21 protein-coding genes and 3 pseudogenes are annotated in these 25474 nt (G+C 73.9%); 12 read left to right on the top strand and 12 right to left on the bottom strand.

Annotation, left to right across the window (positions count from 1 at the left end; genetic code table 11):
* The 5 genes and pseudogenes from hutU to hutH form a co-directional block, all read left to right on the top strand.
* A pseudogene (hutU, locus tag MCAG_RS21275) lies at window positions 1-1290 on the top strand (urocanate hydratase); the annotation flags it as partial.
* An 11-nt stretch (window positions 1291-1301) separates the two neighbouring features.
* Entirely contained in the window at window positions 1302-2528 is a 1227-nt protein-coding gene (locus tag MCAG_RS21270) for an allantoate amidohydrolase (protein ID WP_036374569.1), read from the top strand.
* 268 nt (window positions 2529-2796) lie between these two features.
* Window positions 2797-4158 (top strand): formimidoylglutamate deiminase, encoded by a 1362-nt coding sequence (locus MCAG_RS21265; RefSeq protein ID WP_007075044.1) that lies wholly within the window; start codon window positions 2797-2799, stop codon window positions 4156-4158.
* Complete coding sequence (gene hutI / locus MCAG_RS21260; RefSeq protein ID WP_007075043.1) at window positions 4155-5336, top strand: imidazolonepropionase; 1182 nt, start codon at window positions 4155-4157, stop codon at window positions 5334-5336. Before MCAG_RS21265 ends, hutI begins: the two co-directional genes overlap by 4 nt.
* A complete protein-coding gene (gene hutH, locus MCAG_RS21255; RefSeq protein WP_007075042.1) occupies window positions 5324-6862 on the top strand; it encodes a histidine ammonia-lyase in 1539 nt (512 codons plus the stop codon). Before hutI ends, hutH begins: the two co-directional genes overlap by 13 nt.
* A 60-nt stretch (window positions 6863-6922) precedes the next feature.
* Here the strand turns inward: hutH and rdgB are convergent.
* From rdgB to clpS, 9 genes and pseudogenes are all read right to left on the bottom strand, one after another.
* A pseudogene (rdgB, locus tag MCAG_RS21250) lies at window positions 6923-7541 on the bottom strand (RdgB/HAM1 family non-canonical purine NTP pyrophosphatase).
* Window positions 7542-7593: 52 nt separating this feature from the next.
* Complete coding sequence (rph, locus tag MCAG_RS21245; protein WP_007075040.1) at window positions 7594-8319, bottom strand: ribonuclease PH; 726 nt, start codon at window positions 8317-8319, stop codon at window positions 7594-7596.
* 97 nt (window positions 8320-8416) lie between these two features.
* Window positions 8417-9561 (bottom strand): annotated as a pseudogene (locus MCAG_RS21235) (glycosyltransferase family 4 protein).
* 98 nt (window positions 9562-9659) lie between these two features.
* Entirely contained in the window at window positions 9660-10406 is a 747-nt protein-coding gene (locus tag MCAG_RS21230) for an MBL fold metallo-hydrolase (RefSeq protein ID WP_007075038.1), read from the bottom strand.
* A gap of 255 nt (window positions 10407-10661) precedes the next feature.
* Window positions 10662-11627 carry a PLP-dependent cysteine synthase family protein gene (locus MCAG_RS21225; RefSeq protein WP_007075037.1) on the bottom strand — a complete coding sequence of 322 codons (966 nt, stop codon included), beginning with the start codon at window positions 11625-11627 and terminating at the stop codon, window positions 10662-10664.
* 11 nt (window positions 11628-11638) lie between these two features.
* Window positions 11639-12004: a MoaD family protein gene (locus MCAG_RS21220; protein ID WP_007075036.1), complete on the bottom strand. Its 366-nt coding sequence runs from the start codon at window positions 12002-12004 to the stop codon at window positions 11639-11641.
* Between the two features lie 71 nt (window positions 12005-12075).
* Window positions 12076-12564, bottom strand: coding sequence for a Mov34/MPN/PAD-1 family protein (locus tag MCAG_RS21215; RefSeq protein ID WP_007075035.1), 489 nt, complete (start codon window positions 12562-12564; stop codon window positions 12076-12078).
* A gap of 53 nt (window positions 12565-12617) precedes the next feature.
* Window positions 12618-13112 (bottom strand): DUF2017 domain-containing protein, encoded by a 495-nt coding sequence (locus MCAG_RS21210; RefSeq protein ID WP_198141764.1) that lies wholly within the window; start codon window positions 13110-13112, stop codon window positions 12618-12620.
* Window positions 13113-13114: 2 nt separating this feature from the next.
* Complete coding sequence (gene clpS / locus MCAG_RS21205) at window positions 13115-13405, bottom strand: ATP-dependent Clp protease adapter ClpS (protein WP_007075033.1); 291 nt, start codon at window positions 13403-13405, stop codon at window positions 13115-13117.
* A gap of 154 nt (window positions 13406-13559) precedes the next feature.
* Between clpS and MCAG_RS21200 the strand changes: the two genes are divergently transcribed.
* From MCAG_RS21200 to MCAG_RS21190, 3 genes are all read left to right on the top strand, one after another.
* Complete coding sequence (locus MCAG_RS21200; protein ID WP_007075032.1) at window positions 13560-14846, top strand: nicotinate phosphoribosyltransferase; 1287 nt, start codon at window positions 13560-13562, stop codon at window positions 14844-14846.
* Window positions 14847-14895: 49 nt separating this feature from the next.
* On the top strand, window positions 14896-15477 hold the full coding sequence (locus MCAG_RS21195; RefSeq protein WP_007075031.1) for an isochorismatase family protein: 582 nt from the start codon (window positions 14896-14898) through the stop codon (window positions 15475-15477).
* A gap of 70 nt (window positions 15478-15547) precedes the next feature.
* Window positions 15548-16816, top strand: a complete 1269-nt coding sequence (locus MCAG_RS21190; RefSeq protein WP_007075030.1) for an MFS transporter — start codon at window positions 15548-15550, stop codon at window positions 16814-16816.
* A gap of 168 nt (window positions 16817-16984) precedes the next feature.
* Here the strand turns inward: MCAG_RS21190 and ctaD are convergent, their stop codons facing one another.
* Both ctaD and MCAG_RS21180 read right to left on the bottom strand, forming a co-directional pair.
* Complete coding sequence (gene ctaD, locus MCAG_RS21185; RefSeq protein WP_007075029.1) at window positions 16985-18742, bottom strand: cytochrome c oxidase subunit I; 1758 nt, start codon at window positions 18740-18742, stop codon at window positions 16985-16987.
* Between the two features lie 140 nt (window positions 18743-18882).
* The gene (locus tag MCAG_RS21180; RefSeq protein WP_007075027.1) at window positions 18883-19989 is read right to left on the bottom strand and encodes an FAD-dependent monooxygenase; all 1107 of its coding nucleotides are present in this window, start codon (window positions 19987-19989) and stop codon (window positions 18883-18885) included.
* A gap of 220 nt (window positions 19990-20209) precedes the next feature.
* Between MCAG_RS21180 and MCAG_RS21175 the strand changes: the two genes are divergently transcribed.
* Window positions 20210-20998, top strand: coding sequence for an IclR family transcriptional regulator (locus tag MCAG_RS21175; RefSeq protein WP_050778030.1), 789 nt, complete (start codon window positions 20210-20212; stop codon window positions 20996-20998).
* A gap of 157 nt (window positions 20999-21155) precedes the next feature.
* Complete coding sequence (locus MCAG_RS21170; protein WP_007075026.1) at window positions 21156-22265, top strand: cellulose binding domain-containing protein; 1110 nt, start codon at window positions 21156-21158, stop codon at window positions 22263-22265.
* Window positions 22266-22317: 52 nt separating this feature from the next.
* On the opposite strand, the gene MCAG_RS21165 is transcribed toward MCAG_RS21170, so the two are convergent.
* Entirely contained in the window at window positions 22318-23103 is a 786-nt protein-coding gene (locus MCAG_RS21165) for an aldo/keto reductase (RefSeq protein ID WP_036374562.1), read from the bottom strand.
* A gap of 100 nt (window positions 23104-23203) precedes the next feature.
* Here MCAG_RS21165 and MCAG_RS21160 point away from each other — a divergent pair, with 100 nt between their 5' ends.
* Both MCAG_RS21160 and MCAG_RS21155 read left to right on the top strand, forming a co-directional pair.
* Window positions 23204-24253, top strand: a complete 1050-nt coding sequence (locus MCAG_RS21160; protein WP_007075024.1) for a DNA polymerase ligase N-terminal domain-containing protein — start codon at window positions 23204-23206, stop codon at window positions 24251-24253.
* Between the two features lie 29 nt (window positions 24254-24282).
* Window positions 24283-25473 carry a threonine synthase gene (locus MCAG_RS21155; protein WP_036374560.1) on the top strand — a complete coding sequence of 397 codons (1191 nt, stop codon included), beginning with the start codon at window positions 24283-24285 and terminating at the stop codon, window positions 25471-25473.
* Window position 25474 lies beyond the last annotated feature (1 nt).

Below are 25474 nucleotides of genomic sequence, written 5' to 3'. Positions count from 1 at the left end.
TGTACGGGCAGATGACGGCCGGTTCGTGGATCTACATCGTGCACCCAGGGCATCCTCCAGGGCACCTACGAGACGTTCGCCGCCGTCGCCGCGAAACGCTTCCACGGCACACTCGCCGGGACCCTAACCCTGACCGCCGGCTGCGGCGGGATGGGTGGGGCACAACCCCTCGCGGTCACCATGAACGGCGGCGCGTGCCTGGTCGTCGACGTGGACCGGGCCAGGCTGGACCGTCGGGTGCGCGACCGCTACCTCGACGAGGTCGCCGACTCCCTCGACGACGCCGTCGAGCGGGCGCTCGCCGCGAAGCGGAACCGCCGGCCGCTTTCCGTCGGCGTGGTCGGCAACGCGGCCACCGTCTTCCCCGAGCTGCTGCGCCGGGGCGTGGCGGTCGACGTCGTCACCGACCAGACCAGCGCGCACGACCCGCTGTCGTACGTGCCGGAGGGGGTGGAGCCGGCCGACGCCCACGACTACGCGCGGGCGAAGCCGGCCGAGTTCACCGACCGGGCGCGGGCGTCGATGGCGAGGCACGTGGAGGCCATGGTCGGTTTCCTCGACGCCGGTGCGGAAGTCTTCGACTACGGCAACTCGATCCGGGGCGAGGCGCGCCTCGGCGGGTACGAGCGGGCGTTCGACTTCCCCGGCTTCGTGCCGGCGTACATCCGGCCGCTGTTCTGCGAGGGGAAGGGGCCGTTCCGGTGGGCGGCGCTCTCCGGCGACCCGGCCGACATCGCCGTCACCGACCGGGCGATCCTCGACCTCTTCCCCGAGAACGAGTCCCTGGCCCGGTGGATCCGGATGGCCGGCGAGCGGGTCGCGTTCCAGGGCCTGCCGGCGCGGATCTGTTGGCTCGGCTACGGCGAACGGGACCGCGCCGGGGTACGGTTCAACGAGATGGTCGCCTCCGGCGAGTTGTCCGCGCCGGTGGTGATCGGCCGGGACCACCTGGACTGCGGCAGCGTCGCCAGCCCGTACCGGGAGACGGAGGCGATGGCCGACGGTTCCGACGCGATCGCCGACTGGCCGCTGCTCAACGCGCTGGTCAACACCGCCAGCGGCGCGTCCTGGGTGTCCATCCACCACGGCGGCGGGGTCGGCATCGGCCGGTCCATCCACGCCGGCCAGGTCTGCGTCGCCGACGGCACCGCCCTGGCCGGGCAGAAGATCGAACGGGTGCTCACCAACGACCCGGCGATGGGCGTCATCCGGCACGTCGACGCCGGCTACGACGCCGCCCGGGAGGTCGCCGACCGCACCGGCGTGCGCGTCCCCATGTCCGAGGCGTAAGGAGGGGCCCCTTGTTGAAGCATTCTGTAGGTGAAGGGTCCCTTTCTAACCACCACCGGTTCCGCGAGCTGTGGGACGAGATCGCGCCGATCGGCCGCGACGCCGGCAGCGGCGGCTACCTGCGGTACGCGTTCACCGCCCCCGAGCTGACGCTGCGCGACTGGTTCCGGGCGCAGGCCGACCGCCGGGGCATGCCGGTCACCGCCGACGGCAACGGCAACCTCTTCGCCCGCTGGGGCGACCCCGACGCGCCAGGCGCCACGCTGACCGGCAGCCACTTCGACTCCGTGCCGCACGGCGGCGCGTACGACGGGCCGCTCGGCATCGTCAGCGCGTTCCTCGCCGTGGACGAGCTGCGCGCCGCCGGCCGCACCCCGGCCCGGCCCTTGGTGGTGGCCGCGTTCGCCGAGGAGGAGGGGGCCCGGTTCGGCGTACCGTGCCTGGGGTCCCGGCTACTCACCGGCGCGCTCGACCCGGACCGCGCGGCCGGGCTGCGTGACGCCGACGGGGTGAGCCTGGCCGAGGCGCTGGGCGACCGGCCGGCGGGCGCCCGCCCCGACCTGCTCGGCGGCTTCGCGGCCTTCGTGGAGCTGCACGTCGAGCAGGGCCGCGCGCTGGTCGACCACGACGCGCCGGTCGCGGTCGCCAGCGCCATCTGGCCGCACGGCCGCTGGCGCTTCGACTTCCACGGCGAGGGCAACCACGCCGGTACGACCCGGATGGCCGACCGCCGCGACCCCATGCTCACGTACGCGTTCACGGTGCTCGCCGCCAACAAGGAGGCCCGGCTGCGCGGCGCGCACGCCACGGTGGGCCGGGTCCGGGTCGAGCCGAACGCCACCAACGCGATCCCGGCGCGGGTGACCGGCTGGCTGGACGCCCGCGCCGCCGACCCGCAGACCGTCGCCGGCCTGGTCGAGGCGGTCCGCGCCAGGGCCGCCGAGCGGGCCGGCCGGGACGGCACGGAGGTGACCGTGACCGAGGAGTCGGCGACCCCGAACGTCGCCTTCGACGGCGACCTCGGCGGGCGGCTCGCGGCGCTGCTCGGCGCGCCGGTGCTGCCCACCGGGGCGGGCCACGACGCCGGGGTCCTCGCCGGGCACCTGCCCACGGCGATGCTGTTCGTGCGCAACCCGACCGGGGTGTCGCACTCCCCCGCCGAGGCGGCCACCGACGCCGACTGCGCCGCCGGGGTCACCGCCCTGGCCCGGGTGCTGGCGGAGCTGACGTGCGCCTGACCGAGCGAGGCCGAAACAGGCGAAACCGGACCTGTTTGGTTCCCGGCCGACAGCGCACTGCGGCCCCTATGGAGCTGCCCGCACGTACGGGGCAGCGACGCGGACCCGGCCCGACTATGGAGCTGCCCGCACGAACGGGGCAGCGACGCGGACCCGTCCCGGCGGCGGCGTGCCCCTCGGCGTTCCCCTCGCCGACGCCGCACGCGACGAACGCACCCACCCGCGCAGCGGTAGCACAGACGGGGCAGCTCCATAGGGGGTGGAAGAGGTGACCAGGACCTGCTGGCTCGCCGAGTACGCATGGCTGCCCGACCGGGCCGAGCCCACCGCCGACGTGCTGATCGAGGCCGAGGACGGCCGGATCACCGCCGTCACCCCACTGGCCGCCGGCGGCGACCCCACGGCCGGGGTCGAGGTGTTGGACGACGCCGTACGGCTGCCCGGGCTGACCCTCCCCGGCCTGGCCAACGCCCACTCGCACGCGTTCCACCGGGCGCTGCGCGGGCGCACCCAGGGCGGGCGGGGCGACTTCTGGAGCTGGCGGGACCGGATGTACGAGGTGGCCGCCCGGCTCGACCCGGACAGCTACCTCGCCCTGGCCCGCGCCACGTACGCCGAGCTGGCCCTGGCCGGGATCACCTGCGTCGGTGAGTTCCACTACCTGCACCACGGCCCCGACGGCACCGGCTACGCCGACCCGAACGCGATGGGCGCGGCCCTGGTCGAGGCCGCCGCCCAGGCCGGCATCCGGATCACCCTGCTCGACACGCTCTACCTGACCGCCACCGTGGACGGCGCGCCGCTCGCCGGCCCGCAGCGGCGCTTCGGCGATGGCGACGTCGACGGGTGGTCCGACCGGCACGACCGGCTGACCGCCGCGTCGCACGCCTGGCAGCACTGCCGGGTCGGGGCCGCCCTGCACTCGGTGCGGGCGGTGCCGGCCGACCAGATCGCCACCTTCGCGCGCCGCAACGAGGGGGTGCCGCTGCACGTGCATCTCTCCGAGCAGCCGGCCGAGAACGACGCCTGCCGCGCCATGCACGGCTGCACCCCGACCCGGCTGCTCGCCGATCGGGGGGTGCTCACGCAGGCCACGACCGCCGTGCACGCCACCCACCTGACCAGCGCCGACGTGACGCTGCTCGGCGACGCCCGCGCCGGGGTCTGCCTCTGCCCGACCACGGAGCGGGACCTGGCCGACGGGATCGGGCCGGCGCGGCGGCTGGCCGACGCGGGCGTCGGCCTGAGCCTGGGCAGCGACAGCCACGCCGTCGTCGACCTGTTCGAGGAGGCCCGGGCGGTGGAACTGGACGAACGGCTGCGCACCCGCCGGCGCGGCCACTTCGCCCCGGCGGAGCTGCTGGCCGCCGCCACCGCCACCGGGCACGCCGCGCTGGGCTGGGCCGACGCCGGCCGGCTCGCCGTCGGGGCCCGCGCCGACCTGGTGACCGTACGCCAGGACAGCCCCCGCACCGCCGGGATGCCGCCGGTGGGGGCGTTCTTCGCGGCGACCGCCGCCGACGTGGCCTCCGTGGTCGTCGACGGCCGGCAGGTGGTCGCCGACGGGCGGCACCTGACGGTGGACGTGCCGGCCGAGCTGCGCGCCGCGATCGAGGCGGTGACCCGGTGAGCGGCAGCCTGCTGGTCGACAATGTCGGGGAACTGGTCACCAACGTGGCCGGCACCGGCGACGGCAGTCCCCTCGGCCTGCGCCGCGACGCGGCCGTACTGATCGAGGAGGGCCGGGTCGCCTGGGTCGGGCCGGCCCGGTACGCGCCGGCCGCCGGCCGCCGCATCGACGCCGAAGGCGGCGCGGTCCTGCCCGGCTTCGTGGACAGCCACGCCCATCTGGTCTTCGCCGGGGACCGGGCCACCGAGTTCGCCGCCCGGATGGCCGGCCAGCCGTACACCGGCGGGGGCATCCGGACCACGGTCGGCGCGACCCGGGCCGCCTCCGACGGCACGCTGCGGGCCACCGTGCGCCGGCTGGTCGGCGAGGCGATGCGGCAGGGCACCACCACGATCGAGATCAAGAGCGGGTACGGCCTCACCGTCGCCGACGAGGCCCGCTCGCTGCGGATCGCCGCCGAGGTGACCGGCGAGACGACGTTCCTCGGCGCGCACGTCGTCCCCGCCGAGTACGCCGGCCGCCCCGACGACTACGTCGGCCTCGTCTGCGGGCCGATGCTCGCCGCCGCCGCGCCGTACGCCCGCTGGGTCGACGTGTTCTGCGAGCGGGGCGCGTTCGACGCCGACCACACGCGGGCGATCCTCACCGTCGGGCAGGCGGCCGGGCTCGGGGTGCGGCTGCACGCCAACCAGCTCGGCCCCGGGCCGGGGGTGCGGCTCGGGGTGGAGCTGGGCGCGGCCAGCGTCGACCACTGCACCCACCTGTCCGACGCCGACGTCGAGGCGCTCGCCGGCTCGCAGACCGTGGCCACCCTGCTGCCCGGGGCGGAGTTCTCCACCCGGTCGCCGTACCCGGACGCGCGGCGACTGCTCGACGCGGGCGTGACCGTGGCGCTGGCCACGGACTGCAACCCCGGGTCGTCGTACACCTCGTCGATGCCGTTCTGCGTCGCCCTCGCCGTACGCGAGATGCGGATGACCCCGGCGGAGGCCGTGTGGGCCGCGACCGCCGGGGGCGCGCGGGCGCTGCGCCGCGACGACGTCGGGGTGCTGCGGCCCGGGGCCCGGGCCGACCTGATGATCCTCGACGCCCCGTCCCACCTGCACCTGGCCTACCGGCCCGGTGTGCCCCTGATCCGCCAGGTTCTGCACAACGGAGTGCCGCAATGTCGATCGTGACCGTCCAGCCCACCGGGATCTCCCCCGCCGACGTGCTCGCCGTGGCGCGCGGCACCGCGAAGGTAGCCCTCGACCCGTCAACCGTGGCGGCGATGGCGGCCAGCCGGTCCATCGTGGACGGCATCGAGGCCGCCGGCCGGCCCGTGTACGGCGTCTCTACCGGGTTCGGGGCGCTCGCGAACACGTTCGTCGCCCCGCGGCGGCGGGCCGAGTTGCAGCACGCGCTGATCCGCTCGCACGCCGCCGGGCTGGGCGCGGCGATGCCGCGCGAGGTGGTCCGGGCGATGATGCTGCTGCGGGTCCGCTCGCTGGCGCTGGGCCGCTCCGGGGTCCGCCCGCTGGTCGCCGAGGCCCTGGTGGACCTGCTCAACCACCAGGTCACCCCGTGGGTCCCGGAGCACGGCTCGCTCGGCGCGTCCGGTGACCTGGCCCCGCTCGCGCACTGCGCGCTGGTGCTGCTCGGCGAGGGCTGGGTCCTCGGCCCGGCCGGTCAACGGCTGTCCGCCGCCGACGCGCTGCACGCGGCCGGGCTCGCCCCGGTCGAGCTGGCCGCCAAGGAGGGGCTGGCGCTGATCAACGGCACCGACGGCATGCTCGGCATGCTGCTGCTGGCGATCCGCGACGCGGCCCACCTGTTCACCATGGCCGACGTGACGGCCGCGCTGGCCATCGAGGCGATGCTCGGCTCGGAGCGGCCGTTCCTGCCGGAGCTGCACGCGATCCGCCCGCACCCCGGCCAGTCGATGTCGGCCGCGAACATCCACCGGCTGCTCCAGGACTCCGCCGTGATGGACTCGCATCGCGACGACCTGGCGCACGCCGTGCAGGACGCGTACTCGATGCGCTGCGCGCCGCAGGTGGCCGGGGCGGCCCGGGACACCCTGGACTTCGTCCGGACGGTGGCCGACCGGGAGCTGGTGTCCGTGGTGGACAACCCGGTGGTGCTGCCGGACGGCCGGGTCGAGTCGACCGGAAACTTCCACGGCGCGCCGCTCGGCTTCGCCGCGGACTTCCTGGCCATCGCCGCCGCCGAGGTGGGCGCGATCGCCGAGCGGCGGGTGGACCGGCTGCTCGACGTCACCCGCAACCGGGACCTGCCGGCGTTCCTCTCCCCCGACGCCGGGGTCAACTCCGGGCTGATGATCGCCCAGTACACGGCCGCCGGGATCGTCGCGGAGAACCGCCGCCTCGCCGCCCCCGCCTCGGTGGACTCGCTGCCGACCAGCGGCATGCAGGAGGACCACGTGTCGATGGGCTGGGCGGCGACGAAGAAGCTGCGCACCGTGCTGGACAACCTGACCAGCCTGCTGGCCGTGGAGCTGCTGGCCGCCGTGCGGGGACTCCAGCTCCGCGCCCCGCTGACCCCGTCCCCGGCCGGGCGGGCCGCCCTCGCGGCGCTCGGCGAGGTGGCCGGGGAGCCGGGGCCGGACGTCTTCCTCGCCCCGCTGATGGAGGCCGCGCGGGCCGTGGTGGCCGGGCCGAGCCTGCGGGCGGCGATCGAGCGGGAGATCGGCCCGCTCGGCTGAGCACCGCAGCGCGGCCGGGGCCGTGCAGCCAGCACCGCCGGGTGCTGCCGCCGACCGCCCTCAGGCCGCCGGCGGCAGCACCTTCGCGACCAGCTTCGCCAGCTCGCGCAGCGCCTTGCCCCGGTGGCTGACCGCGTCCTTCTCCTGCGGGGTCAGCTCCGCGTTGGTGCGGTCCTGGCCGTCGCCGAGGAAGATCGGGTCGTACCCGAAGCCGCCCTCGCCGCGCCGCGCGCGCAGCAGCCGGCCGGACTGGCGGCCGTCGACCAGGTGCTCCTTGCCGCCCGGCAGCACCAGGGCCACCGTGCAGAAAAAAGAACGCGCCCCGGTGCTCGTCGGCCAGGTCGGCGATCTGGTCCAGCACCAGCTCCAGGTTGGCCCGATCGTCGCCGTGGCGGCCGGACCAACGGGCGCTAAACACCCCGGGCATGCCGTTGAGCGCGTCCACGGCGAGGCCGGAGTCGTCGGCGATGGTCGGCATGCCGGTGCGCCGGCAGCCCTCCCGCGCCTTGATCAGCGCGTTCTCGCCGAAGGTCAGGCCGGTCTCCGGCAGCTCCGGGTACTTCTCGACGTCGTCGAGGCCGAGCAGGGCGACCCGGTGCGCGCCGAGCGCGCCGTCGAGGATCCGCTGGAGCTCGACGAGCTTCTTGCGGTTACGGGTGGCGAGCAGGATCTTGTTCATGCCGTTCCGCCCTTGTTCGCGCCTGCGGGGTTCGCAAGCTCACTCCTCGCGCTCACGACAGAGCCTTCCGCTGGGCCTCGGCCAGTTCCGCGCAGCCGGCGACCGCCAGGTCGAGCAGGGCGTCGAGCTGGTCCCGGGCGAAGACGCCGGACTCGCCCGTCCCCTGCACCTCGACGAACTCGCCCGACCCGGTGCAGACCACGTTCATGTCGACCTCGGCGGCCACGTCCTCTTCGTAGCACAGGTCCAGCCGGGCCTCGCCGGCGATGACGCCGACGCTCACCGCGGCGACGGACCGGTGCATCACCTTCTCCGGCTTGCCGGCCAGCGCCTTGCGGGCGGCCAGCCAGCTCACCGCGTCGTGCAATGCCACGTACGCGCCGGTGACGGCCGCGGTGCGGGTGCCGCCGTCGGCCTGGAGCACGTCGCAGTCGAGGACGACGGAGTTCTCGCCGAGGGCCTTGAGGTCGATGCTGGCCCGCAGGCTGCGGCCGATCAGCCGGGAGATCTCGTGGGTACGCCCGCCGACCCGGCCCTTGACGCTCTCCCGGTCCGAGCGGGTGTTCGTGGCCCGGGGCAGCATCGCGTACTCGGCGGTCACCCAGCCGAGCCCGGAACCCTTGCGCCAGCGGGGCACCCCCTCGGTGACGCTCGCCGTGCAGAGCACCCGCGTCCCGCCGAACTCGACGAGCACGGAGCCCTCCGGGTGGGTGCTCCAGCCGCGGCTGAGGGTTACCGGTCGGAGTTGGTCGGGCAGCCGCCCGTCAGGTCGCGCCATGCCTGCACCCTATGTGGTGCGGTGGGCGGGACCACCGCGGGTCCCGCCCCCGGTGCCGGCGGGCTGCGGCGCGCGCTCGACTCGTGCACGGCGGTCCTCAGGCTGCCGGCAGGGCGTCGGCCGGCTCCCCGGCGGACCGGACCGCCCGGTAGTGACCGATCAGCTCGTCCCCGACTGCCGACCAGCTCCGCCGCGCGACGAGGACCCGCGCGGCGGCGCCGTACGTGGCCCGGCGGGCGGGGTCGGCGGCGAGCACCGCGACGGCGTCGGCCAGCGCCACCGAATAAAAAAAAAGGCACCAGCAGGCCGGTGACACCGGACTGGACGAGGTCCACCGGGCCGCCGCTGGCGGGCGCGACGACGGGCACCCCACTGGCCGCCGCCTCCTGGATGGTCTGCCCGAAGGTCTCGTGCGGCCCGGTGTGCACGAACACGTCGAGATGGCGTAGAGCCGGGCCAGCGCCTCGCCCCGCTGCACGCCGAGGAAGGTCACCTCGGGCAGTTGTTCCGTTCGAGCTGCCGGCGGGCCGGGCCGTCGCCGGCCACCACCACCCGGACGCCGGGCAGCCGGGCGGTGGCCGCGAGCAGGTCCACCCGCTTCTCCGGGGCCAGCCGGCCGACGTACCCGACGAGGGTGTGGCCGTCCGGGGCGAGCGACCGGCGCAGCGCAGCGCACCGGTGGCCCGGCTGGAAGCGTTCCGCGTCGACGCCGCGCCGCCACAGCCAGATCCGTTCGACGCCGTTGGCGATCAGGTCGGCGGCGGCCCGGGTGGACGGGGCGAGGGTCCGCCCGGCCGAGTTGTGGATCTCCCGGAGCCGCCGCCAGGCCGCGGCCTCGCCCCAGCCGACCCGATACGCGCGGGCGTACGCGGCGACGTCGGTCTGGTAGACGGCGACGGTGGGCAGCCCGCGCCGCGCAGCCAGGGTGGCGGCACGGGCCCCCAGCACGAACGGGCTGGCGAGGTGGACCACGTCCGGCCGGTGGGCCAGCAGCGCCTCCGCCAGCCGCCCGCCGGGCACCCCGAGCCGGAACCCCCGGTAGCGGGGCAGCGGCACGCTCGGGATGCGCACCACGGGGTACGGCTGGCGGTCGGCCGCCGCCCGGTGCGCGGCCGGCGGGGCCGGCGCGATGACCAGCGGCTGGTGCCCCCGGTGCAGCAGGTGCTCGGCGCTCCGCACCACCGAGTGCGCCACGCCGTTGACGTCCGGGGAAAACGACTCGGTCACGATGGCGATCCGCATGGCCTCACCGTGCGGGTGGCACGGATGCGCCAGGCGACGGGCCGCTGACGGATCGGCGAACAGTGCGGCACAACCCGGCGGCGGGACCGCCCGTCGGGTCAGACGTCGTAGCAGGCGCCCGCGCGGACCACTTCCAGCGGCCCCTCGTACGCCGTGCCGGCCGCCTCGACGGTGAGCGCCTCGCTGCCCCACGCGGCGACCAGGTGGGTCAGCAGCAGCCGCCCCACGCCCGCCTTGGTGGCCGCCTCGCCGGCCTCCCGGCCGGTCAGGTGCAGGTCAGGTGGGTTCTCCACCCCGTCGAGGTAGCTGGCCTCGCAGAGGAAGACGTCGGCGTCCTGGGCCAGCCGCAGCAGCGCCTCACAGGGCGCGGTGTCGGAGGAGTAGCAGAGCACCCTTCCGTCGTGCTCCAGCCGCACCCCGTACGTCTCGACCGGGTGGTTCATCCGGTCGACGGTGACGGTGAACGGGCCGATCGGGAAGGTGCCGGGTTGGAGGCCGTAGAACTGGTAGACGTCCTCGACGGTGCTGTCCTCCTGGCCGTAGGCCAGGGCGAGCCGGTCCGGCGCGCCGGAGGGGGCGTACACCGGCAGGGCCGGGTACGGACCGTCCGGGGCGTACCGCCGCACCACCACGTACGACGCGGCGTCGAGCATGTGGTCGCAGTGCAGGTGGGTGAGGATGATGGCGTCCGGGGCGTGCAGCCCGGCGTAGCGCTGGAGGGTGGAGAGCGCGCCGGAGCCGAAGTCGACCAGGAGCCGGAAACCCTCGGCCTCGACGAGGTAGGCCGAGCACGGGGAGTCGGGGCCGGGGAAGCTCCCCGCACAGCCGAGGACGGTCAGTCGCATGAAGTCGTCTCGCCGTCACGTACCGTAGTCGCCACGCCGGCCGCCGCTCTGTCGATGATCTCTACCGACGCGTACGACACGCTGCGCAGCCTACGCTGACGCACCCCGGCGCAAGAATCATCTGCTGGAAGTTGTCACGAACGTGACACCCTCGGCCCGCCTGGCGGGCAGCGACGACGAACGGGCCGCGCCGGCCACCCGGTCACGGCCCGTCAGCGTCGCGGGTAGGTCGTCCAGCCCGGCGGCAGCCCGCCGTCAGGCCCAGAGCTGCCCCTCCAGGGCCTCCTCGGCATCGGAGAGGGTGCCGCCGTACGCCCCGGTGCTCAGGTACTTCCAGCCGCCGTCGCAGACCACGAACGCGACGTCGGCGCGGCGGCCGTCGCGGACGGCCTCGTGCGCGACGGCCAGGGCGGCGTGCAGGATCGCGCCGGTGGAGAAGCCGGCGAAGATCCCCTCCACCTCGACGAGCTGCCGGGTACGCAGCACGGCGTCCCGGGTGCCGACGGAGAACCGCCGGGTCAGCACGGTGGCGTCGTAGAGCTCCGGGACGTACCCCTCGTCGATGTTGCGCAGCCCGTAGACCAGCTCGCCGTAGCGCGGCTCGGCGGCGACGATCTGGATGCCGTCGACCTTCTCCCGCAGGTACCGCCCGGTGCCCATGAGGGTGCCGGTGGTGCCCAGCCCGGCCACGAAGTGGGTGATCGTGGGCAGGTCCTCCAGCAGCTCCGGGCCGGTGGTCTCGAAGTGCGCCCGGGCGTTCGCCTCGTTGCCGTACTGGTAGAGCATCACCCAGTCGGGGTGCTCGGCGGCGATCTGCTTGGCGGTGGCGACGGCCTGGTTCGAGCCACCGGCGGCCGGCGAGAAGATGATCTCCGCGCCGTACATCCGGAGGAGCTGGACCCGCTCGGTCGAGACGTTCTCCGGCATCACGCAGACCAGCCGGTACCCCCGCAGCTTGGCCACCATGGCCAGCGAGATGCCGGTGTTGCCGCTGGTGGGCTCCAGGATCGTGTCCCCGGGGCGCAGCCTGCCGTCGGACTCCGCCCGGCGCACCATGAACAGGGCCGCCCGGTCCTTGATGCTGCCGGTCGGGTTGCGGTCCTCCAGCTTCGCCCAGAGCCGCACCGGCGGCGCCCCCTCGGGCACCGCCGGCGACAGCCTAGGCAGCCCCACCAGGGGCGTGCCGCCGCAGGCGTCCAGCAGGCTGTCGTACCGCGCCATCGCCGGCCGCCTCAGCGGGCGGCGACGCGCGCGGTCGAGGCGCGCGAGGCGATCGCCGCGGCACTGTGCGAGGCGATCGCCGCCGCCGCGGCGAAGCCGAACGCGCCGCCGGCCACGGCCGGCAGGATGGTGACGCTGTCGCCGTCGTTGAGCTTGGCGTCGAGCGCGCCGAGGAAGCGGACGTCCTCGTCGTTGACGTAGACGTTGACGAACCGGTGCAGCGCCCCGGCGTCGGTGACCAGGCGGGCCCGCAGGCCGCCGTGCCGGGAGTCCAGGTCGGTCAGCAGATCGTTCAGGGTGTCGCCGGCACCCTCGACGACCTTCGCGCCGCCGGTGTACGTGCGCAGGATGGTGGGGATGCGAACCTCGATAGCCATGTCGTACTCCTTGTTCGGGTGTGCGGTCTGCACGGTGACAGGAAGAGAGGGAATGTTGCGGGGCCGCTGGGTCAGCGGTCGGAACACTCGTAGTCGACCGTCGCCGGGCTCTGCCCGAACATGTAGGACTGGACGGCGTGCGGGTCCACGGCGGCGTCCACAATCTCCACCGGCTCCTCGGTCACCACGCCGTCGACGATCCGGAAGGAGCGGATCTCCTCGGTATCGGGCTCGCGGGTGGAGACGAGCAGGTAGTGCGCCCCCGGCTCACCGGCGAAGGAGATGTCCGTGCGGGACGGGTACGCCTCCGTGGCGGTGTGCGAGTGGTAGATGACCACCGGCTCCTCGTCGCGGCCGTCCATCTCCCGCCACACCCGCAGGTGCTCCATCGAGTCGAACTCGTAGAACGTCATGGAGCGGGCCGCGTTCTCCATGGGGATGTGCCGGGTCGGGGTGTCGCTGCCGGCGGGACCGGCGACCACGCCGCACGCCTCGTCCGGGTGGTCCCGACGCGCGTGGGCGACGATCGCGTCGATGATCGACCGGTCGATGCTCAGCACGCCGACCAGCCTAGCCCTCGCCGACGCCCGGGGCGAAGTGGTGCCGGTCACGCTCAGTCGAGCATGGCGTTGAGCAGGGACTCCTGGAGATACCCGAGGTAGGCGTAGACCGAAAGCTGGAACACCCGGCTCGACGACGGATCGGCGGCGACCGCCTCGTCCAGCTCCGCGCCCAGGTCGGTGCCGTCCTTGATCTCCAGCCGGACGCCCATCGCCAGGCGGGCGTCGTTGAGGCCCCGTAGCCACGCCTCGGCCGCCTCCGCGTCTAGCTGCACCTCGCCACCGGCGGAGTCGGGCAGCGCGGCGAGGATCGCCCCGGCCTGGTCGATCTTGCCGGTCTTCAGGTCGCCCTCGGTGTACTTGCGGAACTCCGCCGTGCCGGCCGAATCGTCCGGGTAGACCTCGGGGAAGAGCCGGCCCACCACCGGGTCGGTGTGGTCGAAGCCGTCGGTGAGCAGCCCCACCACCTCGGTGGCCACCTTGCGCAGCACCCGCACCTCGTCCACGACGAGCGTGGCGACGTACCGCTCGCCCTGGCGACGGAACATGCTCACGACCTTTCCACCGTGGCCCAGAGCCCGTACGCGTGCAGCTGCGCAGCGTCGTGCTCCATCCGCTCCCGGGCCCCGGTGGAGACGACCGCCCGGCCCTTGTGGTGCACGTCCAGCATGAGCTTCTCGGCCCTCTCCCGGCTGTAGCCGAACAGCTTCTGGAAGACCCAGGTCACATATGACATGAGGTTGACCGGGTCGTCCCACACGATCGTCACCCATGGCCGGTCGGAGACCGGCACCTCTTCGGTGTCCGGCGTCTCGACCGGCGCAACCTGCGGAGCCGCCATGCCCCCCATCGTGCCACCGGTCGCGGGGAAGCGATGAACCGGAACGCCGGACGGGCCCGGATCACCCGCCGGGCCGCCGGCGGAACGGGATGCCTGGGGTCCTTCCCCGGGGCAGGGGGAAGCGAGCCGGGAGGGTGAACTCTAGGCTGGGCGGGTGAGCACCCTTCGCCCCGCGCTGCTGACCGACCACTACGAGCTGACCATGATCAGCGCCGCCCTGGACGACGGCACCGCCGACCGTCCGTGCGTCTTCGAGGTCTTCAGCCGTCGGCTGCCCACCGGGCGCCGCTACGGGGTGGTGGCCGGCACCGCCCGTCTGACCGACATGATCCACGACTTCCGCTTCTCCGCCGACGAGGTCGATTTCCTGCGCCGCACCGGTGTCGTCGACGACGCCGCCGCCGAGTGGCTGGCCGGCTACCGGTTCACCGGCGACGTCGAGGGGTACGCCGAGGGCGAGCTGTTCTTCCCCGGCTCGCCGATCCTCACCGTCTCCGGCGGCTTCGCCGAGTGCGTGGTGCTGGAGACGCTGGTGCTGTCGGTGCTCAATCACGACTGCGCGGTCGCCGCGGCGGCCGCCCGGATGGTCACCGCCGCCCGCGGCCGGGCGCTGATCGAGATGGGCTCCCGGCGGGCCCACGAGGAGGCGGCCGTGGCGGCGGCCCGGGCCGCGTACCTGGCCGGGTTCCGGTTCACCTCCAACCTGGCCGCCGGCCAGCGCTACGGCATCCCGACCGCCGGCACCGCCGCGCACGCGTTCACCCTGCTGCACGACGACGAGCGGGCCGCGTTCGCGTCGCAGGTTGCCACGCTGGGCAAGGACACCACGCTGCTGGTCGACACGTACGACATCAGCCAGGGCATCCGCAACGCCATCGCGGTGGCCGGGCCGGAGCTGCGGGCGATCCGGATCGACTCCGGCGACCTCGCGGTGATCGCCCAGCAGTCCCGCGAGCTGCTCGACTCGCTCGGCGCCACCGAGACGAAGATCATCGTCTCCGGCGACCTCGACGAGTACGCCATCGCCGCGCTCGCCGCCGAGCCCGTCGACATGTACGGGGCGGGCACGGCGGTGGTCACCGGCTCGGGCGCGCCCACCGCCGGCCTGGTCTACAAACTGGTCGAGGTGGCCGGGCGACCGGTGGTCAAGCGCTCCGAGCACAAGGCCACCATCGGCGGCCGGAAGGTCGCGGTACGCCGGCACAAGCCGACCGGCACGGCGACCGAGGAGGTCATCGTGCCGCAGGGCGTACCGGACCGGCAGCCGCACGACCGGCTGCTCCAGCGGACGTACGTGGCCGGCGGCGAGCCGGTCGGGCTGCCGACGCTGGACGAGTCGCGGGAGCACCTGCGGCAATGCCTGATCTCGATCCCCTGGGAGGGTCTCAAGCTCTCCGCCGGCGACCCGGCGGTCCCGGTGACCGTCGTCCCCGCCGGCTGAACCGGCCACCGGCCCACCGCTGGCCCCGTAACGTGAGGAGCACCCTGGCATGGCGAACGCGCTGATCATCGTCGACGTGCAGAACGATTTCTGCGAGGGCGGCTCCCTCGCGGTGGCCGGCGGCGCCGGCGTCGCGGCGGGGATCTCCCGGCTGCTCGCCGCCGAGCCGAACCGCTGGGACCACGTGGTGGCGACGAAGGACTACCACGTGGACCCGGGCGCGCACTTCGGCGACCCGCCGGACTTCGTCGACTCCTGGCCCGCGCACTGCGTCGTCGGCACCTCCGGCTCGGAGTTCCACCCCGAGCTGGCCACCGGCCGGATCGAGACGATCTTCCACAAGGGCGAGCACGCGGCGGCGTACTCCGGCTTCGAGGGGCACGCCGGGGACGGCGAGTGCCTCGCCGACTGGCTGCGCGCCCGCGGGGTGGACCGGGTGGACATCGTCGGCATCGCCACCGACCACTGCGTCCGGGCCACGGCGCTGGACGCCGCCCGGGAGGGATTCGCCACCACCGTGCTGCTCGACCTCACCGCCGCCGTGGCGCCCGCGACGCTGGACGTGGCCCTGCGGGCGATGGAGGGCGCCGGGGTGGCGATGAGCGGCGCGCCGGTGATCAAGGCCACCTGAGCGTAAACCGGTGGCGGGTGTCGTACCCCCGGTCGAGGATGTCGGGCGGAGGTGCCCGACCGTCGTGAACATGAAGCCCTATCGGCAGGCGCTCGCCCTGCCCGGGCTCCGGCCGCTGCTGCTGGTGTCCGTGCTCGCCCGCATCCCACTCACCGCGACCGGGGTGACCATCACCTTCTACGTGGTGCTCGACCTCGGCCGGGGCTACGGCGCAGCCGGCCTGGTCGGGGCCGCGATGACCGTCGGCGCGGCGCTCGGCGGCCCGCTGCTCGGCCGGCTGGTCGACCGGCGCGGCCTGCGGCCGGTGCTCGCCCTGACCACCGTCGCCGAGGCGATCTTCTGGTTCACCGCACCGGCGCTGCCGTACCCGCTGCTGCTGCCCGCAGCGTTCGTCGCCGGCCTGCTCGCCCTGCCGATCTTCTCGGTGGTCCGCCAGTCCATCGCCGCGCTCGTGCCGCCGGAGCACCGCCGCCCTGCGTACGCGCTGGACTCGATGTCGGTGGAGTTGTCGTTCATGGTCGGCCCGGCCCTCGCCGTGGCCCTGTCCACCGCCGTGTCCGCCCGGGCCACCCTCTACGCGGTCGGCGCGGGCATCGTCGCCGCCGGCACCACCCTCTGGCTGCTGGACCCGCCCACCCGCGCCGCCGGCGAGCCGGAACCGCAGCGGCGGCGGGTGCCCCGCCGGGAGTGGCTGACCCCGAGGCTGGTCGCCGTCCTCGCCGTGAGCCTCGCCACGACCCTGGTGCTCGGGGGCACCGACGTCGCGGTGGTCGCCGTGCTGCGGGCCGGCGGCGAGGTCGGCTGGACCGGCGTGGTGCTCGCCGCGTGGGCGGTCGCGTCGCTGGTCGGCGGCTTCGCGTACGGCGCGGTCAGCCGCCCGGTCTCGCCCCTGGCCCTGGTCGCCGTGCTGAGCCTGTGCACCATCCCCGTCGGGCTGGGGGGTGCGCACTGGTGGCTGCTCTGCCTCGCCCTGGTCCCGGCCGGGATGCTCTGCGCGCCGACGCTCGCCGCGACTGCCGACGCCGTCAGCCGGCTCGTCCCGGCCACCGTTCGGGGCGAGGCGATGGGTCTGCACGGCTCGGCGGTGACCGTCGGCATCGCCCTCGGCGCTCCGCTGGCCGGCGCGGTCATCGACGTGTCCGCCCCGCTGTGGGGCTTCGTGGTCACCGGCGCGATCGGGCTGCTGGTGGCCGCCGCCGTGTTCCCCACCGAACTGCGCCGCCGCCCCGCCCCGGTCACCGCCCTGGCTGCCCAGGTCGAAGGCGCGGCCGATCGTCCCGCCGACCGGTCGGGCACCCCCGTGCCGCAGCCCGATCCGGCTGCCGCCGTCACCGGCTGACCCACCGAGCGCGGCGTCTGCGGGGCGCGAGGTGGGGGGCCGGGGCGCGACCGTGACCGGCTCCGGGCAATCCGCCTGGGCCGCCGGGGCGGGCGCGGTGGGCTGGACGGCGACGGGCACCGCGCCCCGGTGGGGGTGCGGTGCCCGTCGTACGGATCGACCGGTGGGTCAGCGCTGGTCGAGGTTGCCTGCGGTGTCCTCCTGGTAACTGGCACCGTTGTCGGACTCGCTGGTCAGTGGCTTGGAGCCACCCTCGGGCGGGCCGGCGAGGCTCTGGCCGGCGGCCAGCTCGGGGAACTTCGCGTCGAACGCGGGCCGCTCGGAGCGGATCCGGGGCATCCGGTCGAAGTTGCGCAGCGGGGGCGGCGAGCTGGTCGCCCATTCCAGCGAGTTGCCGTGACCCCACGGGTCGTCGACCTCGACCACCGGGCCGGTCTTGTACGACTTCCAGCAGTTCCAGATGAACGGCAGGGTCGAGATACCGGTGATGAACGCGCCGACGGTGGAGATCATGTTGAGCGTGGTGAAACCGTCGACGGGCAGGTAGTCGGCGTACCGACGCGGCATGCCCTCGGCGCCGAGCCAGTGCTGCACCAGGAACGTGGTGTGGAAGCCGATCATCGTGAGCCAGAAGTGGATCTTGCCCAGCCGCTCGTCGAGCATCCGGCCGAACATCTTCGGGAACCAGAAGTAGATGCCGCCGAAGACCGCGAACACGATGGTGCCGAAGAGCACGTAGTGGAAGTGCGCCACCACGAAGTAGTTGTCGTGCAGATGGAAGTCGAGCGGCGGGCTGGCCAGCAGCACACCGGTGAGGCCACCGAAGAGGAAGGTCACCAGGAAGCCGACCGCGAAGAGCATCGGCGTCTCGAAGGTGATCTGCCCCCGCCACATGGTGCCGATCCAGTTGAAGAACTTCATACCGGTCGGCACGGCGATCAGGTAGCTCAGGAAGCTGAAGAACGGCAGCAGCACCTGGCCGGTGGCGAACATGTGGTGCGCCCACACGCTCATCGACAGCGCGGCGATGGCGATGGTCGCGGCGACCAGGCCCTTGTAACCGAAGATCGGCTTGCGGGAGAAGACCGGGATGATCTCGGTGATGATGCCGAAGAACGGCAGCGCGATGATGTACACCTCGGGGTGACCGAAGAACCAGAACAGGTGCTGCCAGAGCATCGGCCCACCGGTGGCCGGGTCGTACACGTGGGCGCCGAGCAGCCGGTCCGCGGCGAGCGCGAAGAGCGCCGCGGCGAGCAGCGGGAAGACCAGGATGGCCAGCAGGCTGGTGACCAGCATGTTCCAGGTGAAGATCGGCATCCGGAACATGGTCATGCCGGGGGCGCGCAGGGTCAGGATCGTGGTGATCAGGTTGACCGCGCCGAGGATGGTGCCCAGACCGGAGACGGCCAGGCCGACGACCCACATGTTGGCGCCGACACCCGGCGAGTGCTCGGCGGTGCTCAGCGGGGTGTACGCGGTCCAGCCGAAGTCGGCGGCGCCACCCGGGGTGATGAAGCCGGCGGTCGCCATCGTGCCGCCGAACAGGTAGAGCCAGTACGCGAAGGCGTTCAGCCGGGGGAACGACACGTCCGGCGCGCCGATCTGGAGCGGCACCACGTAGTTCGCGAAGGCGAACACGATCGGCGTCGCGAAGAACAGCAGCATGATCGTGCCGTGCATCGTGAACAGCTGGTTGTACTGCTCCGGCGACAGGAACTGCAGCCCGGGGCGGGCCAGCTCGGCCCGCATGATCAGCGCCATCAGGCCGCCGATCATGAAGAACGCGAACGCGGTGACCATATACATGATCCCGATCTGCTTCGCGTCCGTGGTGCGCAGCAGCCGCGCGAGTGCCGACCCCTTGACCGGCTCTCGGACCGGCCAGGGCCGGGTCACGACCGGCTTGGGTGCGACGGTGGTCACGAATGGCCTCCGGTTCTGGGTTGTCCCGCTCGGCGCGCCTGGTTATCTGCGAGCCGTCATCCGCAAGGAGGATAGTCCCCGGCAGGTGGGGGTCCTGCGTGGGGTGGGCGGCTACGATCACCCCCCGACCCGCCCGGCGCTCACGCCGGGTCGATCAACATCCGGTAGTGCGCACCGAAGATCTGTCCGCCGCGCCCGCGCAACAACGGGTCGCGCAGCGCCGGCGGCACGTCCCGCGTGCGGTTGCGGTCCCGGGTCCGGTCGCGCACCCATCGGGTACGCGGGCGGCGGCGGCTCTCGTACGCGACGAGGGCCGCCTCGACGGTGTCGGTGGAGGTCAGCGACTCGGCCAGCACCACGGCGTCCTCCAGCGCCATGGCCGTGCCCTGCGACAGGGTCGGCGCGGTCACGTGCGCGGCGTCGCCGACGAGCAGCACCCGCCCCCGGGACCACCGCCCCAACTCGACCTCCTCGGCGATGCCGACGTGCACCTGTTCCAGCGCGTCGAGCACCTCGGGCACCGGCCCGGCGTACGAGCCGAACAGCTCTGCCAGCCGCGCGAGGGGGTCGGCGGGCGGCGTGGTGCCCGCCTCGTCGGCGTAGCAGTAGAGCCGGCCGGCCCCGAGCGGCACCAGGAGGAAGCCGGCCCGCTGGCCGAGCAGCGCGGTCCACTCGGCGACCGGCGGGCCGCCCCGGACGACGCCGCGGTACACGACGTGTCCGGCGGGCCGGGGCGCCCCGCCGAGCGCGGCCAGGGCGCGGACGGACGAGCGGGGGCCGTCCGCGCCGATCACCAGGTCGTACTCGGCGGTCGCGCCGTCGGTGAAGGTGATGCCGACGGCGGCCGGCAGCAGCTCGACCTCTCGCACCTCGACGCCGTGGCGGACCTCTCCGCCGGCACCGGTGAGGAGCACCCGGTGCAGCTCGGACCAGGGCAACGCGCGGCACTCGCCGACGCCCGCCCACAGCGAGTCCAGGTCGACCTCGCAGAGCGGTGCGCCGGCGGCGTCGAGGAAGCACTGCCGGCGGATGATCTGCCCGAGGGGACGCACCGGGCCGTCGAGGTCCAGCCCGCGCAGCGCGCGGGCCGCGTTGCCGGGCAGGTAGAGGCCGGTGTCGGCGAGGGCCGACGCCGGCAGTCGCTCGGTCACCTCGGGCCGGAGACCCACCCTCCGCAGTGCCCGGGCCACAGCCAGACCGGCGATGCCCGCACCGACGATGAGGATGCGCAGGGGGGAGCCACCCATCGTGGTGTACGCCTCCGGGGGGTGCGGCACGCGTTGGAGGCAAGACACTACTCGGTGCGATCGAGGCACGCCAGGGCCGTTCGTCTCGGGCGGGTCACCCCTCGACGGGTTGCGTCGACCGCCGGAGGGGCACCGGCTGCTGGTCCGGCCCGGCGGAAAAGTTGTTCCGGGTGTTGAACAACGTTCCACGAGTGGCCCCAATTCATCGACGCCCACTAAAATGTTCGGCGTGACGGCGGCCGACGCGCACCGGGCGGTGAAGTCCGCCGGCCGCACGCTTGACGTGCTGGAGGCGCTCGCGGCCGGCGGTGGCCCGCGCCCGCTGGGCGAGCTGAGCCGGGCGCTCGGCATCCCCAAGAGCAGCCTGCACGCGCTCCTGCGCACCCTGCTCGCCCGGGGCTGGGTGGAGACGGACGACGCTGGCGCCCGGTTCGCGCTCGGCGTCCGGGCCCTCGAGGTCGGCGCGGCGTACCTGGGCCTCGACGGGGCGGCGGGCCTGTTGGGCGGCATACTCGACCGGCTGGCGACCCGGTTCGCCGAGACCGCCCAGTTGTTCCGGCTGGACGGCGGGTCGGTGGTGCTGCTGGCCCGACGGGAGTCGCCGCACGCGCTGCGCGCGTACCACCCGATCGGCTGCCGCCTGCCGGCGCACGCCACGGCGGCCGGGCGGGCGCTGCTGGCGCAGCGGCCGGACGACGCGGTGGACCGGCTGCTGAGCTGGCCACTGCCGGCCCGGACGGAGAGCACGGTGACCGGGCCGGCACGGCTGCGCGCCGAGCTGGCGGCGGTGCGCGCGCGGGGCTGGGCGGCGGAGGCGCAGGAGTGCGACCAGGGGCTGGCTGCGGTCGCGGTGGCGGTGCCGCTGCACCGCCCGGCGACGGAGGCGATCGCGCTCTGCGCGCCGGTCACCCGGCTGGGGCCGCAGACCCGGGCGCGGATGGCCGAGGCGCTGGTCGAGGCGGCCGGTCGGGTGAGCACGGGGCAGCCCCTGCTGACCGGCGATACGTGACCTCCGTTCGACGGGCCGAACGCTCACGCCCCCGCAACTTAACCGGTTCGTTTGCGCAATGATTTCAAATATGTAAATGTGTCGCTCTGATGTGGGAGCGCTCCCGCACCGCCCTCCGGACCCGTCCGGCGGTTCGCCGTCGCAGCCAAGGAGCATCATGAAGCGTCCACTCCGCGCCCTCGCGGCCGTCGGCCTCCTCGCGGCCGGCTCGATCGCCGCCGTCGCCCTCGGCGGTCCCGCCTCCGCCGACACCCTGATCTGCGAGCAGTACGGCTCGACGGTCATCGGCGGCAAGTACGTCGTGCAGAACAACCGTTGGGGCACCACCGCCCAGCAGTGCATCAACGCCACCAGCACAGGCTTCGAGATCATCACCCAGAACGGCAGCAGCCCCACCAACGGCGCACCGACCGCGTACCCGTCGATCTTCGTCGGCTGCCACTACACGAACTGCTCGCCCGGGACCAACCTGCCGGTGCAGGTCAGCCGGATCAGCAGCGCGCCCAGCAGCATCAACTACCGCTACGTCAGCGGGGCCACCTACAACGCCTCGTACGACATCTGGCTCGACCCGAGCCCGAAGCGGGACGGCGTGAACCAGATGGAGATCATGATCTGGCTCAACCGGCAGGGCTCGATCCAGCCGATCGGCTCCCCGGTGGGCACCGCCAACATCGCCGGCCGGAGCTGGGAGGTCTGGCGCGGCAGCAACGGCAGCAACAACGTGATCTCCTACCTCTCGCCGTCGGCGATCCCCAGCCTGAGCTTCAACGTGCTGGACTTCATCAACGACACCCGCAACCGTGGCGCCATCACCAACTCCTGGTACCTGACCAGCATCCAGGCCGGTTTCGAGCCCTGGCAGGGTGGCGCCGGGCTGGCCGTGACGAACTTCTCGCAGAGCGTCAACACCGGCACCCCGCCGACCACTCCCCCGCCCGGCGGCACCGGCGGCTGCGCGGTGAAGTACACGTCGAACTCGTGGAACAACGGCTTCACCGCCGACGTGCAGGTCACCAACACGGGCTCGTCGACGATCAACGGCTGGACGATGGCCTACAACCTGCCGGCCGGGCAGCAGATCACCAGCGCGTGGAACGCCACCGTGACCCAGAGCGGATCGGCCGTGACGGCGCGCAACATCAGCCACAACGGCACGATCGCCCCGGGCGCCACGGTCAGCTTCGGCTACCAGGGCTCGCTGAGCGGCACGTACTCGTCGCCGACCAGCTTCACCCTCAACGGCCAGTCCTGCACCCGTTCCTGAACGCGGAAGTGGGGTGCGGCCCGGCGGGCCGCACCCCACCTCGCCGGCCGGGTCAACCGGCGAGGGCGTCGATGTCGCGCATCTCCCCGGCGGTCAGCGAGAAGTGCCAGATGTCGGCGTTGACGCGGATCCGCTCCGGGGTGACCGACTTCGGGATCACCACGATCTCGTGATCGATGTGCCAGCGCAGCACCACCTGGGCCGGCGACACGTCGTGCGCGGCGGCGATCCGGGTCAGCACCGGGTCGGCCAGGTCGGTGGTCTTGAACGGGCTGTAGCCCTCCAGCACCACGCCCCGGTTCCGGTGCTCGGCGTGCCGCTGCCGGTCGTACAGCGACGGGCCCCAGCGGATCTGGTTGACCGCCGGGTTCTCCTCGGTGGCCTGGATCAGCTCGTCGATCTGCGCGGTGCCGTAGTTGCTCACCCCGACCGCGCGGGCCAGGTTCTCGTCCCGCGCGGCGAGCAGTTCCCGCCACATCGGGATGCTGTCCGAGGGCGCGGACGGCGGCCAGTGGATCAGCCAGAGGTCGACGTGGTCCATGCCGAGGGCGCGCAGGCTGGCCTCGATCGTCTCGCGCTCCCGGCCCACCCGCTCCGGCGGCAGCTTCGTGGTGACGAAGACGTCCTCCCGGCGCAGGCCGCTGTCCTGGATCGCCCGCCCCACCTCCGCCTCGTTGCCGTACATGGTGGCGGTGTCGATGTGCCGGTAGCCGGCGTCGAGGGCCGCGAGCACCGCCGCGTATCCGGCCTCACCGGTGGCCTGCCAGGTGCCGAAGCCGAGCAGCGGCATCCGCACGTCACCGGGGAGCCCTACGGTGGGCTGGTCGAGGGGGTCCATGGCCGCTGTTCTACCCCTGATCCGGCCGGTCATGCCACCCGGGCGCGGCCGTCCATCGTGCCGGCCTGCGCGTGGGCGCGGTTCGACGGAGAATGCGGGTGTGGCCGACCGCCTGGAGGAGTACCGCCGCCGGCGGGACGCGAAGCGGACCCCCGAGCCGGTGCCGCAGCGGCCCCCGCGCCGGGGCAGGGGCGACGGGCGGGGGGCCCGGTTCGTGATCCAGCAGCACCACGCCCGCCGGCTGCACTGGGACCTGCGGCTGGAGCACGAGGGGGTGCTCGCCTCCTGGGCCGTGCCGCGCGGCCTGCCCCGGGAGCCGGGCCGCAACCACCTGGCTGTGCACACCGAGGACCACCCGATGGAGTACCTCGACTTCCACGGCGAGATCCCGGCCGGCGAGTACGGCGGCGGAAAAATGATCATCCATGATGCCGGGACGTACCGCTGCGAGAAGTGGCGCGACGACGAGGTGGTCGTGGTGCTCGACGGGCGGCGCACCGCCGGCCGGTACGTGCTGTTCGCCACGGGCGGGCGGGACTGGATGGTCCGCCGCACCGACCCCGCCCCGCCGGGCTGGAGCAGCATGCCCGAGCTGGTCCGCCCCATGCGCCCCACCCGGGCCGCCGGGCTGCCGCGCGACGCCGCCGACTGGGGGTACGAGCCGCGCTGGGACGGCCTCCGGGCGGTGGCGTACGTCTCCGGCGGCCGACTGCGGCTGCTCGCCGACTCGGGCGAGGACGTCACCGGGGCGTACCCCTGGCTGCGGGAACTGGCCGAGGAGCTGGCGCCGACGGAGGCGGTCCTGGACGGCGTGCTGGTCGACATCGACCGGCGCGGGCGGGTACGCCCGGCCCGGCCCGGCGGCGGCCGGCGGTCCGACCCGGTGGGGCAGTACCTGCTGGTCGACCTGCTCTGGCTGGAGGGCGCACCGAGCACCGACCTGCCGTACGCGCGACGCCGGGAACTGCTCGACGGCCTGGCCCTGGCCGGCCCGCACTGGCAGACTCCGCCGTGGTTCCCCGGCACTGGGGCGGAGGCCCTGCGGGCGGCCCGCGAGCAGGGGCTGCCCGGGGTGGTGGCCAAGCGGCTGGACTCGGTGTACGAACCGGGGCGGCGCAGCCGCCGCTGGCTGAGCATCGACGCGACCTGAGAGGCCGAGCCGAAGCGGAAGAAGGCATCGTGTACCTGACGCACCTGGAGTGCCCGCGCTGCGGCCGGGCGTATCCGGCCACGCAGCCGCAGAACCTCTGCGGCTGCGGCTCGCCCCTGCTGGCCCGCTACGACCTCGCGGCGGTGGCCGACGCGGTCACCCCGGAGCGGTTCACGCTGCGTCCGGCCAACCTGTGGCGCTACCGGGAGCTGCTCCCGGTGGCCGATCCCCGGCACGTCACCACGCTGGGCGAGGGCTGGACGCCGCTGCTGCGCGCCCCGGCGTACGGGGCCCGGATCGGCATCCCGGACCTGATCGTCAAGGACGAGGGGCTCACCCCGACGGGGTCGTTCAAGGCGCGGGGGGCCGCGGTCGGGGTGAGCCGGGCCCGGGAGCTGGGCGTACGCCGGATCGCCATGCCGACCAACGGCAACGCGGGCGCGGCCTGGGCGACGTACGCGGCCCGGGCCGGCCTCGCGTCGACAATCGTGATGCCGCTGGACGCGCCGGCCATCTGCCGACGCGAGGTGCTGGCCGCCGGGGGCGACCTGCGCCTGGTCGACGGGCTGATCAGCGACGCCGGCCGGCACGTCGCCGCGCTCGTGGCGTCCTCCGCCGGGGCGGTCTTCGACGCCGGCACGCTGCGCGAGCCCTACCGGCTGGAGGGCAAGAAGACCATGGGGTACGAAATCGTCGAGCAGCTCGGCTGGCAGGTGCCGGACGTGATCGTCTACCCGACGGGCGGCGGGGTCGGGCTGATCGGCATCCACAAGGCGATGCACGAGCTGCGCGAGCTGGGCTGGATCACCGACCGTCCACCCCGGCTGGTCGCCGTGCAGTCGACCGGCTGCGCGCCGATCGTGCGGGCCTTCGCCGCCGGGGAGGACCGGGCGCGGCCGTGGACCGACGCGCGCACCGTGGCTTACGGGATCACCGTGCCGGCGCCGCTCGGCGACGAGCTGATCCTGGAGGCGCTGCGGGCCAGCGCCGGCACCGCGATCGCGGTGGACGACGCGGAGATCCTGGCCGACCTGCGGGACTTCGGCGTCGACGAGGGGCTGCTGCTCTGCCCGGAGGGGGCGGCCTGTTTGACCGCCGCCCGGCACCTGCGCGAGGGCGGCTGGATCAGGGCGGGCGAGCGGGTGATGGTGCTCAACACCGGCTCCGGTCTGAAGTATCCCGAGACGGTGGACGTCTCGGCGGTCCCGGTCGTGTCCTGAC

The organism is Micromonospora sp. ATCC 39149, assembly GCF_000158815.1.
Lineage (GTDB): Bacteria > Actinomycetota > Actinomycetes > Mycobacteriales > Micromonosporaceae > Micromonospora.
The sequence above is the reverse complement of the archived record's forward strand: the minus strand, read 5'-3'. Positions and strand labels throughout refer to the sequence as shown.